The organism is Buchnera aphidicola (Schlechtendalia chinensis), assembly GCF_001648115.1.
Classification (GTDB): domain Bacteria; phylum Pseudomonadota; class Gammaproteobacteria; order Enterobacterales; family Enterobacteriaceae; genus Buchnera_B; species Buchnera_B aphidicola_N.
In genome coordinates this window covers 554332-569820 of the sequence record NZ_CP011299.1, presented here as the reverse complement: position 1 = coordinate 569820, position 15489 = coordinate 554332, and the positions used below count along the sequence as shown (strand labels likewise).

The window sequence follows — 15489 nt, the reverse complement described above, 5'->3', positions numbered from 1 at the left end:
AATAATTAGCGATATTATAATTGTTTAGAGAATTTATTGTATGTTCATTAGTATATTACCAAAGATAGTAGCAAATTATATTTCTGCAGGGGAGATAATTCATTCTCCAGCATCTGTTGTAAAGGAGTTAATGGAAAATAGCATAGATTCTGGTGCTACGTGTATAAACGTTGATATTTTAAATGGTGGTTTGAAGTTAATTAATGTTCAAGATAATGGATGTGGAATTTGTAAGGAAGATTTAATAAAATCGTTATCACGTTATGCAACTAGCAAGATTAGATCAATTCAAGATTTGAAGCTTATTACTACTTTAGGATTTCGTGGAGAAGCGTTAGCGAGTATCAGAGCAGTATCTCGTTTAATAATATCATCTTGTTATTATTTGAGAAAAGAAGGATGGAGAGTTTGTTCTTTAAAAAAAAAATTCGAGAATCTTTGCAACCTATAGCTCATCTTCCAGGTACTACCTTAACAGTTATGGATCTTTTCTTTAATAATCCTGTGCGCCGAAAATGCATAAAGTCTGAATATTCTGAATTTATGAAGATTGATGAGATTGTACGCCGTTTGTCTTTACCCTATCATGAGATTAATGTACGTTTAAGTCACAATAATAAGTCAATTAGATATTATCATTCATCTAAAAGTGAAGTTGAAAAGAAGAATAGAATTGATGTTATTTGCGGTTTTTCTTTTACAAAAAAATCAGTATTTATTAAAAATAAATATAATAAAATGAGTATCTCGGGATGGGTATACGTGCATACTAAAAACGATTTAGAAAAAAAAATTCAATACTTTTATGTTAATAAGCGATCTGTAGAGAATAAATTTATACATCATTCCGTTCTTCAAGCAGCAAAAGAAGTTTATAAAAATTTGAATAAAATTTCTTATATTTTATATCTTTCTATTTGTCCTAGAGAGTTAGACGTCAACGTACATCCTGAAAAGAAAAAAATTGATATTTGTAATGTTCGTACAGTACATGGATTTGTGTATCAATCTGTTTTATTTTTTATAAAGGTACAACTTCATAAAATTTCTAGTAAAGATAAATCATCAAAATGGATTTTAAAAAATAAAAATAGTTCTGGCACTAACATTTTTTCGAAAAATCAATGTTTAGATAATGTGTCTGATTTTGAATCTAGCTCGTCAGATTTAAAATTAGATACTGTTAAATCAATCGAAAATAGTACTAAAAAAATATCTTTTTATAAAGATTTTTGGTTTAAGAAATATCATACTATGTTTGGAAATTTTTTGACATTAATAGATAAAAATTATTTGTTGTTAGAAAAAAATGAAAAATTGTTTTTATTATCTTTGCCTATGGCAAAACGATTGATTTATAAGTCTAAATTAAATTTAGGAGTAAAAGGTCGTGGTATTCAATTAAAACATTTTAATACTCCATATTGCGTTATTATAAATCAGAATCAACGAACGATTTTATGTTCATGTAAAGAAGTTTTGTGTCATATTGGAATAAATTATTTTCTATCTTTAAACAATGTACAATTTTATTCTGTTCCTTCAATATTTTCTACTCAAAATCTGAATAATATTATTTTAATCGTATTATTTTATTTAACTCGTGCAAATAAGGTAAAATTATCTACATTAGTACAAATTATTTTTAATAATATGAACGTTAATGTATTGTGTTGGAATCATTTACAAATTTTAGCGCTATTTTCAGAATTTAAAAAATATTGTTCAGATTTACTAAAAAATCCTCTTCCAGAACTTTTACAAAGTGTTAGTATTAATTCAGCGTTAAGTTATTTAAGAATATGATTATTAATAAAATTGAATTAGAAAAGAATTCATTAGTTATATTTTTAATGGGTCCTACTGCATGTGGTAAAAGTGCACTTGCAAAAAAGTTAAAAAAGTTACTTCCAGTCGAATTAGTTAGTGTTGATTCAGCATTAATTTATCGCGATATGAATATTGGGACAGCAAAGCCTACTAGTTTGGAATTGTTTCATTATCCATATTATTTAATTAATATCAAGGATCCTAAAGACGGATATTCAGCAAGCGAATTTCAAAAAGATGTTTTAAAAATAATAAAACGTATTATTTATGCAGGTAAAATACCTTTGTTAGTTGGAGGGACAATGTTTTATTTTAAAACATTATTAGAAGGTTTGCCTGAACTGCCAGAGCCTAATTTTGAATTTCGTTCGTATTTATGTTCATTAGCACAGAGAAAACATAGGAATTTTTTGCATAACATGCTTAAAATAGTTGATTTTGAATCTTCAAAGAGAATTCATTCGAATGATTTGCAAAGAATTTTAAGAATTTTAGAAATATTTTATATGTCAGGAAAGACGTTAACTGAATTAACAAAGTTTAAAAAGTATAAATTTCCATATAAGACTCTTCAATTTTCAATTATACCGAAGAGTAGGAATTGGTTAGTAGAAAAAATATTAATTCGTTTTGAAAAGATGTTATTGCTTGGATTTCAAAGTGAAGTTGAAAATTTATTAAATCGTGGAGATTTAAATATAAATTTACCTTCTATGCGTTGTGTAGGATATAGACAAATGTGGGGTTATTTAACAAAAGTTTTAAGCTATGATGAAATGGTGCAAAAATCTATAAGTGCTACTAAAAAGTTAGCTAAAAATCAATTGACTTGGTTAAATAATTGGAAAAATTTAAACGTATTAATAAATAATGATAATTTAGATACTTTGAGTTATGAAATTGTTAAAATTTTAGAAAAATTGAAATTATAATATTGTATAAAATTAGCACGTATATTTTATTATTTTAAACAATAATTATTATTTTTTTAAAATCTATATATTATTTGAGTTTTTTAAAAAAGTACTTTTGTTTAGCATTGTTCTGTTTTTTATAATGCATAGTTTAATTAATTTTATTTAAAAATATTCACATATATATTTATATAGTTTTATATATTTTATGAGAAATACATCCTATGTAATAAGATGTATTTTGCAATATAATACACTTAATTTAAATTTAATATGATTTTTTAAAAAATATAAAAATAAAATAATATATGGAGACGAACATGGTTTGGAATCAACCAAGTGAAAATGAACCTGAACTAGATCCTTGGAGTAAAAAAAATAAAAATTCAAAACGTTCTAAAAAGAGTAAAAATGGATTATGTACTTTAATCGATTTTAAAAAAATTTTTAATTTTTTTAAAATAAGAATGAAATTATTTTATGGAGGTTCAGGATTTTTTAGAAATGTTCAAAATTCTTCAATATTAGTTTTTATAATCACTTTATTCGTTTTAATAATTAATGGCTTTTATACTATTAAAGAAGCGGAACGTGGGGTAATTACAAATTTTGGAAAGTTTAGTCATTTGGTAGAACCTGGATTAAATTGGAGACCTGTATTTATTAGTCAAGTAACTCCTGTTAATGTTAAGTCAGTAAAAGAGTTAGCTACTTCTGGAATTATGCTAACGTCTGATGAAAATGTTGTTCGTGTAGAAATGAATGTACAATATCGTATTACTAATCCGTTACAATATTTGTTTTCAGTTTCTAATCCTGATGATAGTTTGCGAGAAGCAACTGATAGTGCATTACGTGGCGTTATAGGTCATTCTACTATGGATAGAGTTTTAACTGAAGGTAGAACTGTAGTTCGTAGTGAAACACAAAAAGAAATAGAAGAAACAATAAGACCTTATAACATGGGTATAACTATATTAGACGTAAACTTCCAGACTGCTCGTCCTCCTGAAGAAGTAAAATCTGCTTTTGATGATGCAATTGCTGCTCGAGAAAATCGAGAACAATATATTAGAGAGGCAGAAGCATACGCTAATGAAGTTGAACCGAAAGCTTATGGCCAAGCACAACGTGTTTTAAATAAAGCGAGGTCGTACAAATTTCAAATAATATCAGAAGCAAAAGGAGAAGCGATCAGATTTTTGAAAATGTTATCTATATATAAAACTTCAAAAAATATTACTGCGAATAGGTTATATATTGAATCGATGGAAAAAATTTTTAGAAATTCAAGAAAAATATTAGTTAACAACAATTTTTTATTATTTAATTTAGGAAGTTTATTTTCACAAGATAATAAAATTTCTAAAAATTCGGATTCTTTTCCTAGAAAACAAAAAATATTTGTAGATAATGATTTTACTTCTGAAAAAATAAATGACAATAATGCTATATCTAATATACTTAAAAAAGAAATAATGGATAAAAGGAAATCGAATTCTTTTAGAACTGATTGTCCGAGGAAAGGAAGAGAATAGATTATGAATAAAATTTTTTCAATATGTTTTGGAATAATATTTGTGTTTGTGTTTTTATGTTTTTTTATCGTTCAAGAAGGACAAAAAGGTATTGTATTACGATTTGGAAAAGTATTGCGCAATCATCAAAGTCAACCTGTAGTATATGATCCTGGTTTACATGTTAAGTTACCTTTCATTGATACAGCAAAAATTTTAGACTCTAGAATACAAACAATGGACAATCAAGCAGATCGGTTTGTTACAAAAGAAAAAAAAGACTTAATTGTTGATTCATATGTAAAATGGAATATTAATAATTTTAACCGATATTATTTAGCAACAGGAGGAGGTGATATTTTCCAAGCAGAAATATTGTTGAAACGTAAATTTAGTGATCGATTACGTTCAGAAATAGGGCGTCTTAATGTCAAACAAATTGTAACTGATTCTAGAGGGCAATTAACAACCAAAATTAGGGATTCTTTAAATACTGGAAGTACAGATTATGAATTGGATAATTCTATTAAAAAAAATAAAGGTATAATGTTAGATCGAGTAAATAATAAATATGATGCAATGTCAATAAATAATAATAGTATGACTGAATTAGGAATTAAAGTTATTGATGTGCGAATTAAACAAATTAATTTGCCTATTGAAGTTTCTGATGCGATATATAATAGAATGAGAGCAGAACGTGAAGCTGTTGCTAGAAGTCAAAGATCAAAAGGACAAGAAGAAGCAGAAAAAATTCGTTCATATTCTGATTATAAAGTTATTAAAGTTTTATCAGAAGCGCGAAGAATAGCATTAATTATAAAAGGTGAAGGTGAATCTGAAGCTTCGGGAATATTAGCACATTCTTTTAATCAAGCGCCTAAATTTTATAGTTTTGTCCGTAGTCTCCGAGCCTATGAAAGAAGTTTTAATAGTGGTCAAGACATTTTAATCATTAATCCAGATAATAATTACTTTTTTAAATATATGAAAAAATTTAGGAAGTAGTTTAAAACATATTATTATACAATTTTAATTTTTTTATATTTCATATTAGTATATGAAAATATTAGGTAATAATGTAATGATAAAAGAAAATACTGTTATTCTAGGAACTCAATGGGGAGATGAGGGTAAAGGGAAAATTGTAGATTTTTTAGCTAAGAACGTTGATTATGTTATTCGATATCAAGGAGGTCATAATGCTGGACATACTTTGGTTATTAATGAACAAAAGATAGTTTTGAGAGTCATACCTTCTGGTATCTTACATAATAATGTAACAGCAATAATAGCCAATGGTGTTGTGTTGTCTCCTATCCATTTAATTAACGAAATTGATATGTTAAAAAAACATGATTATCATGTTAAGAATCGGGTAATTGTGTCGAAATCATGTCACTTGATATTTAGTTATCACATTGCTATGGACATAGCTAGAGAGAAAAGACGTGGAAAAAGTTCTATTGGAACAACTCAATGTGGAATTGGCCCTGCTTATGAGGATAAAGTTGCTAGACGTGGATTGCGTGTGGGTGATTTGCAGGATTGGTCTTTGTTCTCTTTTCAAATAAAAGAAAATATAGATTATTATAATTATCAATTAGAAAATTTTTATCATGTTGAAAGTGTTGATTATAATAAAGTTTTAAACGGAATTTTTAAAGTAAAAGATGCTATCTTAAAGATGTCTAAAGATATTTCTGAATTTTTTGAAAGGTTTGTGAATGATAAAAAAATAATCATATTTGAAGGTGCTCAAGGTACTCTTTTAGATATAGATCACGGCACTTATCCATATGTTACTTCATCAAATAGTATTTCTAGTAGTGCTTGCACAGGTTCTGGAATAGGATTATCTAATATAAAATCTGTTTTTGGTGTAGCTAAATCATATTTGACTAGAGTAGGAAATGGTCCTTTTCCAACGGAAATTTTTGGAAGTTTGAATTCTCATATTTGTACTAAAGGAAATGAATTTGGTTCTGCTACAGGGAGGAAGCGTCGTATTGGTTGGTTAGATTCTATACTTTTGAAAAGGTCTATAAATATTAACTCTATATCTAAGCTATGTTTAACTAAATTAGATGTATTAGATGATTTGAAAGAAATAAAAATTTGTATAGGTTATAAGAATACAAAAAATCCTAATTTAAATAATAAAATTCCTTTTTGTCAAGATGATTGGCAATCCGTTGAACCTATATATGAAGTCATAGAGGGTTGGAATAATAAGACATCAGGATTAACTGATTTTTGCAAATTACCAATTTTAGCACAAAAGTTTATTCTTCGAGTTGAAGAAATATTAGACGTTCCTATTAACATAATATCAACCGGACCTGATAGAAATCAAACAATTATTAGAAATTTGTAATTTTTTTAGTAATAATTTAAAAATTTTCATCTTCAAACGTTTTTTATTTTATTTTTGAGATGTTTATTAAACTTTGATATTTTATTTTGGTTTTTAAATTTTGAAAATATTCGAAAATATTTTAGTAGTAGTTCACTATTTTATTATATTTTTGCTTTTAGTTTTTACACGTTTTGAGTTTTATACCTTATATTGAATATTTTTTATTATTCATGTATATTATGAATGTATTTTTAGCATTTTGAATATTTTTTAAAATATTTATTAATTTAAGTTAAATAAGTTTTCAAGAGGTATCTCGGTGAGAAATTATGAAATAATATTTTTAGTACATCCTGATTATAGCGAACAACTTCCTAACATTCTTGAAGAATATAAGAAAATAATTTTTGAAAGTAAAGGGAAAATTCACAGATTAGAAGATTGGGGAAGACGGCAGTTAGCGTATTCTATTCGTAGATTACATAAAGCGCATTATGTATTAATGAATGTTGAAGTATTTCCAAATGTTATTGAAAAGTTGTCAGATAAATTTCGGTTCAATGATTATGTTATACGTAATATCATTATGTGTGTTAAAAAACCAATAACAGAAGCATCTCCAATGATTCGTTCTCGAGAAGATAGAAAATTAGGTAATGCAGTTCATTCAGCATCTTAATAAGTATATTTTTAAAGCCTATTATTGGACAAAGAAAATTATTGAAAACGTTTTTTTATTGAATTATAGAAATTGAAAATTGTAAAGGATACTTTTATTATGGTACGTTATTTTCGTCGTCGTAAATTTTGTCGTTTTACTGCTGATAAAATTTATGAAATAGATTACAAAGATATTTCTATATTAAAAAATTATGTCACTGAAAATGGGAAAATTGTCCCCAGTAGAATTACGGGTACTAAATCTAAATATCAACGTCAATTATCACGTGCTATTAAGCGTGCTCGTTTTCTTTCATTGTTACCATATACAGATCAACATCGATGATTGTAAAATATAAAAGGATGATTTTATAAATGAAAATTATTCTCCTTAGTGGAATAAAAAAATTAGGAAATTTAGGTGATAAGATATGTGTTAAATCTGGATATGCGCGTAATTTCTTAATACCAAATGGAAGTGCTCTTATAGCTAATAAGGCTAATGTTAAGTTTGTTTCTCAAAAGAAAGAAAGTTTAGAAAAAAAATTATTGGATAAATTGCTTGTTGCTGAATTTCGAGCAAAAAAAATTCGAAAAGTCATTCAACCAGTTGTTATAGTATCGAAGTCTAGAAAAGAAGGTAAATTATTTGGATCTGTAGGATCTCGAGAAATTTCTGAAGCGTTATCTAAATTAAGTGGTATTAAAGTAAAAAAGGGAGAAATTCGTCTTCTTAGTGGAATTATCAGAAATATCGGAAAATATGATATAATTTTTAAACCGCATAATACTATTGATGTTTCTGTTAATATTAGTGTTGTACCTAATGAATGAATGGTTTTTAAGGTTAATAATAATTATTCTTAGAAGAAGAATAGAAGAATAGAAGAATATTATTTTAATTTGTAATAATCTTTTATATATATTTTTTTTAAAAGAGTTTAAATTAAAGTTTTTGTTTAATAAATATTTAAAATTTAACTATATTTTAGATTAATTTTTTTGGAAGTATTGTAATTTAATATTTCATATAAAAAATTTTAAAAGTTCAAATTTTAAATTGTTATCAATTTTAGTAAAACTTTTTTAAAGTTTTATGAAGATACTTTAAGTTATTAAAAATGAATGTTAATATTGATATTAAAATTCTAAATTCTTATATAGATGCTCAATATTCTTATCCTAGTTATGCAACTCCAGGTTCATCAGGTTTGGATTTGAGAGCATGTATTCCAAATAATATAGAAATTTCACCAAATTCTACTATTTTATTACCTACTGGAATAGCTATACATATAAAAGATCCTTTTATTTCAGCTTTAATTTTACCTCGTTCAGGTTTAGGTCACAAAAATGGAATTATATTGGGAAATTCAGTTGGGTTGATCGATTCTGATTATCAAGGTCAAATTATGATTTCTATTTGGAATAGAAGTAAACAATCGTTCACTATAATTTCTAGAATGAGAATAGCTCAGATAGTTTTTTTTCCCATTGTTAGGCCTACTTTAAATTTTGTAAAAAAATTTTCTATTGAAAACAATGTTAGAAAGGAAAGTGGATTTGGACATTCGGGATTAAAGTAATTTTTTAATATTTTTACGCATAAAAAGTTTTATGACATTGATTTCATTTTTATATTTTATTTTTTAAAGGTTGTCTTGTTCTATATTTTTTAAATAATGAATTAAATTTTTTTTACTTTTTATGTAATTAATTATATCTTTTATATGAATAATGGAAATTATTTTAAAATTTTGTTTCGTTTTTTCTTTGTTTAAAACTTCATTTTTATCAATTTTTCTATTTAGTGCTACTAATATATTTGATACTATATTTTTAGAACTAGAATGAGATTGAATAAGACTAATTATATCACATATTGATGATCCAGTAGTGATTACGTCGTCTAATAAAATAAAATTATTTTTTAATTTATTTCCGATAAAAATTCCTTTTTCTCCGTGATTTTTTATTTCTTTTCTATTGAAACAGTATCTTGCATTAATGTTAAAATGTTTTTGCAGTGCTATTACAGTTGATATTACAATTGGAATTCCTTTATATGCTATTCCAAACAACATATCACAATTAATATTTTGCTCTACAATTTTTTTAGCATAAAAAAAACCAAGTTTTTCAAGGTCTCTTCCTGTATTAAACAGACTAAAGTTAAAAAAAAATGTACTTTTTTTTCCTGATTTAAGTGTAAAATTACCAAATTGTAATATTTTTTTTTCAAGACAGAACTGAATGAATGTTTGTTTTAAATTATTCATTTAAATTCCAAAGATTTGGCCCCTGTTGGATTTGAACCAACGACCAAGCGATTATGAGTCGCCTGCTCTTACCACTGAGCTAAGGGGCCATGAATATTTAAATAAGTATTTCTTATTATAATAATATATATATATTATAATGTAAAATACTTATTTTTTACAGCTTTAATTTATTGACAATGTATTTTTTATTTGATAAAATTTTTCTTTCCTCTGTAGTTCAGTTGGTAGAACGGCGGACTGTTAATCCGTATGTCACTGGTTCGAGTCCAGTCAGGGGAGTTTTTTATTAAATTTGTTATATGATATATTATATGTTATGACATTTAAATTTAAATATATATAATTATTATGGTATTAGAATCGTGTGATTTTACATTTTTGTTTTATGACTATGAAACTTTTGGAATTCATCCTGCTTTAGATAAACCTTCTCAATTTGCATGTATTCGAACTGATATTCACTTTAATATTATTGATATTCCTAATGAGTTTTTTTGTTTTCCTCCAATAGATTATTTTCCTAATCCTGAATCAATATTAATAACTGGAATTTCTCCCAACTATGTAAAGAAATATGGTTTGAACGAATTTGAATTTACAGATAGGATCCATGAACAATTTAAAAGACCTAATACTTGTATTTTAGGATATAATAATATTAAGTTTGATGATGAATTTACAAGAAATATTTTTTATCGTAATTTTTTTGATCCTTATGAATGGAGTTGGAAAAACGGTAATTCTAGATGGGATATTTTAAATGTATTGAGAGCATGTTATGCATTACGTCCTAAAGGAATTAATTGGCCTTTTAGAAAAAATAGTGATTTTCCTAGTTTTAAATTGTCCGATGTATCTAAATATAACAATGTTAAACATTATCAAGCGCATAGCGCTATTAGTGATGTATATGCTACCCTTCAAATAGCAAAATTATTAAAAAGAAGGCAACCAAGATTATTTAATTATTTTTTTAAATGTCGAAATAAAAAACAGTTGTTAAAAATAATTGATATTAAAAATGTCAAACCTATGATATATGTATCTCAATTTTTCGGTGTCTTAAAAAAAAACGTTGGGTTTATTGCTCCTATTTTATGGCATCCAAATAATTTAAATATATTAATCGCTTTTGATTTAACAAAAAATTTTTCTATTTTTATTGAATATTTAATTAATATTAAGGGTACTATAGAAGATTATAGTCAATTTTTCAAGAGAGGTATTATATTCATTTACGTTAATCGTTGTCCAATATTGGCTCCTATTAATGTTATTAAAATTAAATTTTATGAAAGTTTTGGTATAGATTTTAAATTATTTAGAAAAAATTTATCATTAATACGTAATAGAATTTTTTTAAAAAAAAAATTAAAGGTTGTTATTGGTAATTTCGTAAAGGTTCAGTATGAAAATATTGATCTTCAATTATATAGTAAATTATTGAGTAGTTCTGAAAAAAATATAGTAAAAATTACACATAATTTTCTTAAAAAATGTTCTTTTGATATCCAATTTCCATTCTTAACAGATAGAATGAAATCGTTATTTTTTCGTTGTAGGGCTAGAAATTATCCTAATTTGTTAAATGAAACAGAGAAAGTTATTTGGAGAAAGTACTGTAATTCAGTAATGACTAAAGAAAAGATATCCACATATGTGGATAGAGTATCAGAACTATTAAAATTAAATAGCAAAAATTTTAAAAATGTTCTTTTGTTAAAAGACTTGTTAAGATATGTACGTAATATTAATAAAAAAATTTTACAAGCGTAATGTATTTTATTTTTATATGTTTAAAAATGTTAAATTTAACATTGTTTTTTATATTTAAATATTGCTAATATAGTTCTATTTTTTTAAATTTTATAAAATCATATTTTTTAAATACATTTAATAAATCTTTGTCTTTTTTAGACGTTCTCGACAAGTAAGCTATATTTTCATTTTTAACAAAGTTATTGTTCAAAATTTTATGAAGTTTTTTGGATATTAGAACATTGGAATCAATTATATTTATTTTGTTTAAAAATAATTTTTTTATTTTATGTTTTATAAAGTAAAAATGAGTACATCCTAGTATAATTGTATCTGGTGCTTCTATAGAAGTAATCCATGAGTTTAGTGTTTTTTTTATTAATTTCATTGAATTTGTTTTCTTTTTTAATTCTTCTTCAGTAATTTTAATTAATTTTTCATTGTGTAATGTTTTTATAATAATTCTAGGAGCGTAGAATTTAATTAAATTTTGAATGTTTTTGTTGTAAATAGTTGTTCTAGTTGCAAGTAAACCAATTGTTTTATTTTTAGTGGTTTTAATCGCTTTTTTTATGTTAGGTATAATCCCGATTATAGGAAAGTTAAATTTATTTCTTAATATTAGCAGACTAGTAACGCTAGCTGTATTACATGCAAGTATTGCTAAAGTAATATTTTCTCTAGTTGCAATGGTACTAATTATTTTTAAACATCTTGAAATAATAAACGATTCTTTTTTTGTTCCATAAGGAAAAGCAGCATTATCACACACATATATAAAATTTGCGTTTTTAAAATTGTTTTTAATTTTTTTATAGATAGATAATCCACCTAAACCTGAATCAAGAATTAAAATATTACATGCTATATTGATTTTGTTTGTTTTATATAAATTCATAATTTTTTATGATTTTTTATGAAAAGCAACGTTTTAGTTTTTGATGATATCGAATATTTTAAATATTTTTTATATTTGTTTTTTCTTAAAAAGAAATTTTATCATATAATTTTCTAATATTTTTCTATCATTGATATTAAACATATTTAATTTTTTTTCATTAATCATTTTTGTTTGTTGGAACATCCATTGTTTCCATGCATCTTTAGAAATTTTTTTATAAATTTTATCTCCGATTTTTCCTGGATATGGTTTCCGTTCTAGTTTGTCAGCATATTTGTTGAAGAATTGACAAAAGATTTTTGTATTCATTGGATGTTTTCCTTTAATTATATTTTTTTTACACAAGTATGGTACAATTCATTATTAATAATTTTTTTTATCGGAGATGGTATTCCAACTTTTTGAGGATTAGCAATATTTAACCAAATATTATTATCATTTTTTTTAATGAGAAATTTTTTGTGTATTTGAACTCGAATTGGAGTACAAAAAAGTTGAATATGTGAAAATTTGTGTATAAATGATTGACATATTTTTTTCTCATAAATATAAATATTTTTATTTTGTATCCATTTTAAAATTTCTAAAATTTTTTCAAATGTTGGAAAGTAATATAATCCTTTCCATATTTTTTTAAGTTGATTACGTTCTAAGAAAACAAAATTTTTATATTGAACAATTAAAAAAAGAATCTTTTTACTTTTTTTTTTTAATTGTAGGATATGTATTCCAATTATCATTTTTGAATGATAAACATGTTTTTATTAGAGGACATATTTTACATTTTGGTTTGGACTTTAAACAAATTAGTGATCCTATATCTATTATAGCTTGATTAAATTTGCTAGTGTTGTATATTGGTGTTATGAATTTTATAATATTCCACAATTTTTTTTCAATTGGTTCTTTTTTTTTAAAACTTATATTAAAATATCTTAATAGAAGCCTCTTTATATTTCCATCGAGAATACAACCATATAGGTTGAATCCGAATGATAAGATAGCTCCTGCCGTAGTTCGACCTATTCCTGGTAATTTAATGATATCGGAAAAGTGATTTGGAAATATTCCATTATAGTTTTTTACAACAATTTTAGAAGTATTGTGAACATTATGTGCTCTCGTATAGTATCCTAAACCACTCCATATATTTAGTATTTTATCAATTGAAGTGTGAGCTAATATGTTGATATTTGGGAAAATTTGGATAAATTTATTATAATAAGGTATTACAGAATTTACTTGTGTTTGTTGCAGCATAATTTCTGATATCCAAATTTTATAAGGATTATTTGTAATTTTCCATGGTAAATGTTTTCTACCATTTGTATGGTACCAATTTAAAACTATTTGTGAAAATAACGATGATGGGATCACGCAATAACCGGATTTTTAAATAAAAATTTTTGTTGTGAATTGAGTTAAAAATTATTATACATATTTTTTAACTCATCGTATATGTTCATTGAAAATTACATATTATTTGTAGGAATTGTAAATGTGTTATATATTTATTAGACTAAAATTATTTTTGTATTTCATATGATAAATAGTGTTATTACATCAAAATATTGCAAGAATGGAACTTTTTTGCGGAGAATTCAAAGTTTTGTTTCTAGAAATAGAAAACTGAGCGATTCTCAAAGTAATTTTATTAGTATGTATTGGCCAAAATTCGGAATAGATTTTTCACAATTTTATATAAATATTGATGATTATTTTCATTTTCATTTTCCATTAATATTAGAAATTGGTTTCGGAGTGGGTGATTCGTTGCTAAGATATGCGTTAAGAAATCCATCTAAAAATTTTATAGGAATTGAAGTTTATTTACCGGGTATTGTTTCATGTCTTAAACATATTAATTTTCATTCTTTAAAAAATGTTCGAATTATTTACCATGACGCAGTAGAAGTTTTAAATAATATGATTTGTGATAAAACATTACATGAGATTCAAATTTTTTTTCCAGATCCATGGCCAAAAAGACGTCATAGAAAAAGACGAATTTTTACAAAAATGTTCGCTCGTTTAATTCTTAAAAAATTAGTGTTTAATGGAATTTTACATATATCAACTGATTGTCAATCATATGCAGAAGAAATTGTTTCTATAGTTCATGACATTAGTGGATATTCTAATTTATCTAATTCGAACAGTTATATTTCTCGTCCAAAATTTAGACCTTTTACTAAATTTGAAAAAAAGGCAATACGTTTTAACAACTCTGTATTTGACTTAATGTTTAAGTCAGTGTGAAGTTATTTGGCATGAAATCTTACTTTTGCGTATTTTATAAAATTCTAATTTTTTAAGTTAGAAATATAGATTTCATAATTTATTGATTATTTATATTTTTTCTAGAATTTTCTTTTAATGTTATAAAATATTAAATATTTTTTTAAATACAAAATTTTTTGATAGTTATTATTGGTTTTATGAATATTGAGTTTGGATACGAATTTTGAAATTTATTTAAAATTTAATTAAGTTTTAAACAAGTTTAATTTATATAAATTTTTGTGTAAAAAAAAATTTTATTACAAGATTTTTAGCATTAAACAGATTTAATTTGAAAATATTTTAATAAGTTTTTTAAGTAATTTAGTTATACTTTTTTACAAAAATTTTGTGTTTTTAAAAACGTTTTGTTTATCTTATATTTTAGTAACTTTTAAGAATTTTAAAAGTCTATTTTATAGAGGTTGTAAAAAAATTAAAAAAATCATATTAGCTTTTATTACATTTCATTAATTTTTTATACATATTTTATTTTAAAAAATTTTTTAGAAATATATATATTCTTATAATAATTGTATCAATTATATTTTTTAAATAAAAGATGATTTTTTAAATTTTAAATAAATTTCTAATGTATATTTTTTACTTTTTTTTGTATTATTTTTAAATTTTTATCAAAAATCCTAAAATTTTTTAATATATGTGAATTTTATTTAATTTTTAAACGTTATAATTTTAGAAAATATATTATATTTTATAATTTTTTATATACTTAGTCTTTTAAATTTTTATATACGTTTTTATGTTTAACTCATTTTTTTTATTTATTATTTTGCATTTTTATATTAACTTTACGGTTTTTATTTACTTTTAAAATTTGATTAATATTTATTCTTCTAAAATTTTAAGTGATTTTAATTGCATTTTTTTGTTAGTCAAAATTTTACACATTAAATTTTAATTTTTTATCATAATATCGTAGAGTTTATGTACATATATTAAAAAACTTTAGGACGTTTCAATATAT

General features: G+C 24.1%; 15 protein-coding genes, 2 tRNA genes and 1 pseudogene. 13 read left to right on the top strand and 5 right to left on the bottom strand.

Annotated elements, in window-relative coordinates; all coding sequences use genetic code 11:
* The first annotated feature begins 40 nt into the window (after positions 1–40).
* The 10 genes from mutL (at position 41) to dut (ending at position 8866) form a co-directional block, all read left to right on the top strand.
* Entirely contained in the window at positions 41–451 is a 411-nt protein-coding gene (gene mutL / locus XW81_RS02650) for a DNA mismatch repair endonuclease MutL (RefSeq protein WP_075474391.1), read from the top strand.
* A complete protein-coding gene (locus XW81_RS02645; RefSeq protein ID WP_082252574.1) occupies positions 400–1806 on the top strand; it encodes a hypothetical protein in 1407 nt (468 codons plus the stop codon). Before mutL ends, XW81_RS02645 begins: the two co-directional genes overlap by 52 nt.
* 47 nt (positions 1807–1853) lie before the next feature.
* Positions 1854–2762, top strand: a complete 909-nt coding sequence (miaA, locus tag XW81_RS02640; protein WP_228860903.1) for a tRNA (adenosine(37)-N6)-dimethylallyltransferase MiaA — start codon at positions 1854–1856, stop codon at positions 2760–2762.
* Positions 2763–3064: 302 nt separating this feature from the next.
* Positions 3065–4282 carry an FtsH protease activity modulator HflK gene (gene hflK / locus XW81_RS02635; protein WP_075474388.1) on the top strand — a complete coding sequence of 406 codons (1218 nt, stop codon included), beginning with the start codon at positions 3065–3067 and terminating at the stop codon, positions 4280–4282.
* A 3-nt stretch (positions 4283–4285) separates the two neighbouring features.
* A complete protein-coding gene (hflC, locus tag XW81_RS02630; protein ID WP_075474387.1) occupies positions 4286–5269 on the top strand; it encodes a protease modulator HflC in 984 nt (327 codons plus the stop codon).
* Positions 5270–5348: 79 nt separating this feature from the next.
* The gene (locus tag XW81_RS02625) at positions 5349–6638 is read left to right on the top strand and encodes an adenylosuccinate synthase (protein ID WP_154017319.1); all 1290 of its coding nucleotides are present in this window, start codon (positions 5349–5351) and stop codon (positions 6636–6638) included.
* Between the two features lie 301 nt (positions 6639–6939).
* On the top strand, positions 6940–7299 hold the full coding sequence (gene rpsF, locus XW81_RS02620; RefSeq protein WP_075474385.1) for a 30S ribosomal protein S6: 360 nt from the start codon (positions 6940–6942) through the stop codon (positions 7297–7299).
* A gap of 99 nt (positions 7300–7398) precedes the next feature.
* Entirely contained in the window at positions 7399–7626 is a 228-nt protein-coding gene (rpsR, locus tag XW81_RS02615; protein ID WP_075474384.1) for a 30S ribosomal protein S18, read from the top strand.
* A 29-nt stretch (positions 7627–7655) separates the two neighbouring features.
* Complete coding sequence (gene rplI, locus XW81_RS02610; protein ID WP_075474383.1) at positions 7656–8114, top strand: 50S ribosomal protein L9; 459 nt, start codon at positions 7656–7658, stop codon at positions 8112–8114.
* A gap of 287 nt (positions 8115–8401) precedes the next feature.
* Positions 8402–8866, top strand: coding sequence for a dUTP diphosphatase (dut, locus tag XW81_RS02605; protein WP_075474382.1), 465 nt, complete (start codon positions 8402–8404; stop codon positions 8864–8866).
* A 63-nt stretch (positions 8867–8929) separates the two neighbouring features.
* Here dut and pyrE read toward each other — a convergent pair whose 3' ends face one another.
* The gene (gene pyrE / locus XW81_RS02600; RefSeq protein WP_075474381.1) at positions 8930–9559 is read right to left on the bottom strand and encodes an orotate phosphoribosyltransferase; all 630 of its coding nucleotides are present in this window, start codon (positions 9557–9559) and stop codon (positions 8930–8932) included.
* 16 nt (positions 9560–9575) lie between these two features.
* Positions 9576–9648: transfer RNA gene (locus tag XW81_RS02595), tRNA-Ile, on the bottom strand.
* Positions 9649–9768: 120 nt separating this feature from the next.
* On the opposite strand from XW81_RS02595, the gene XW81_RS02590 reads away from it, so the two are divergent.
* Both XW81_RS02590 and sbcB read left to right on the top strand, forming a co-directional pair.
* Positions 9769–9841: transfer RNA gene (locus tag XW81_RS02590), tRNA-Asn, on the top strand.
* A 69-nt stretch (positions 9842–9910) separates the two neighbouring features.
* Positions 9911–11338 carry an exodeoxyribonuclease I gene (gene sbcB, locus XW81_RS02585; RefSeq protein WP_075474380.1) on the top strand — a complete coding sequence of 476 codons (1428 nt, stop codon included), beginning with the start codon at positions 9911–9913 and terminating at the stop codon, positions 11336–11338.
* 64 nt (positions 11339–11402) lie between these two features.
* Here sbcB and murI read toward each other — a convergent pair whose 3' ends face one another.
* The 3 genes and pseudogenes from murI to mutY all read right to left on the bottom strand — a co-directional run bounded on the left by murI (position 11403) and on the right by mutY (position 13595).
* The gene (gene murI / locus XW81_RS02580; protein WP_082252573.1) at positions 11403–12218 is read right to left on the bottom strand and encodes a glutamate racemase; all 816 of its coding nucleotides are present in this window, start codon (positions 12216–12218) and stop codon (positions 11403–11405) included.
* Between the two features lie 69 nt (positions 12219–12287).
* A complete protein-coding gene (locus tag XW81_RS02575; protein ID WP_075474440.1) occupies positions 12288–12530 on the bottom strand; it encodes an oxidative damage protection protein in 243 nt (80 codons plus the stop codon).
* Positions 12531–12547: 17 nt separating this feature from the next.
* Positions 12548–13595 (bottom strand): annotated as a pseudogene (gene mutY, locus XW81_RS02980) (A/G-specific adenine glycosylase).
* Positions 13596–13763: 168 nt separating this feature from the next.
* Here mutY and trmB point away from each other — a divergent pair.
* Positions 13764–14480: a tRNA (guanosine(46)-N7)-methyltransferase TrmB gene (gene trmB, locus XW81_RS02565; protein ID WP_075474379.1), complete on the top strand. Its 717-nt coding sequence runs from the start codon at positions 13764–13766 to the stop codon at positions 14478–14480.
* Positions 14481–15489: the final 1009 nt, after the last annotated feature.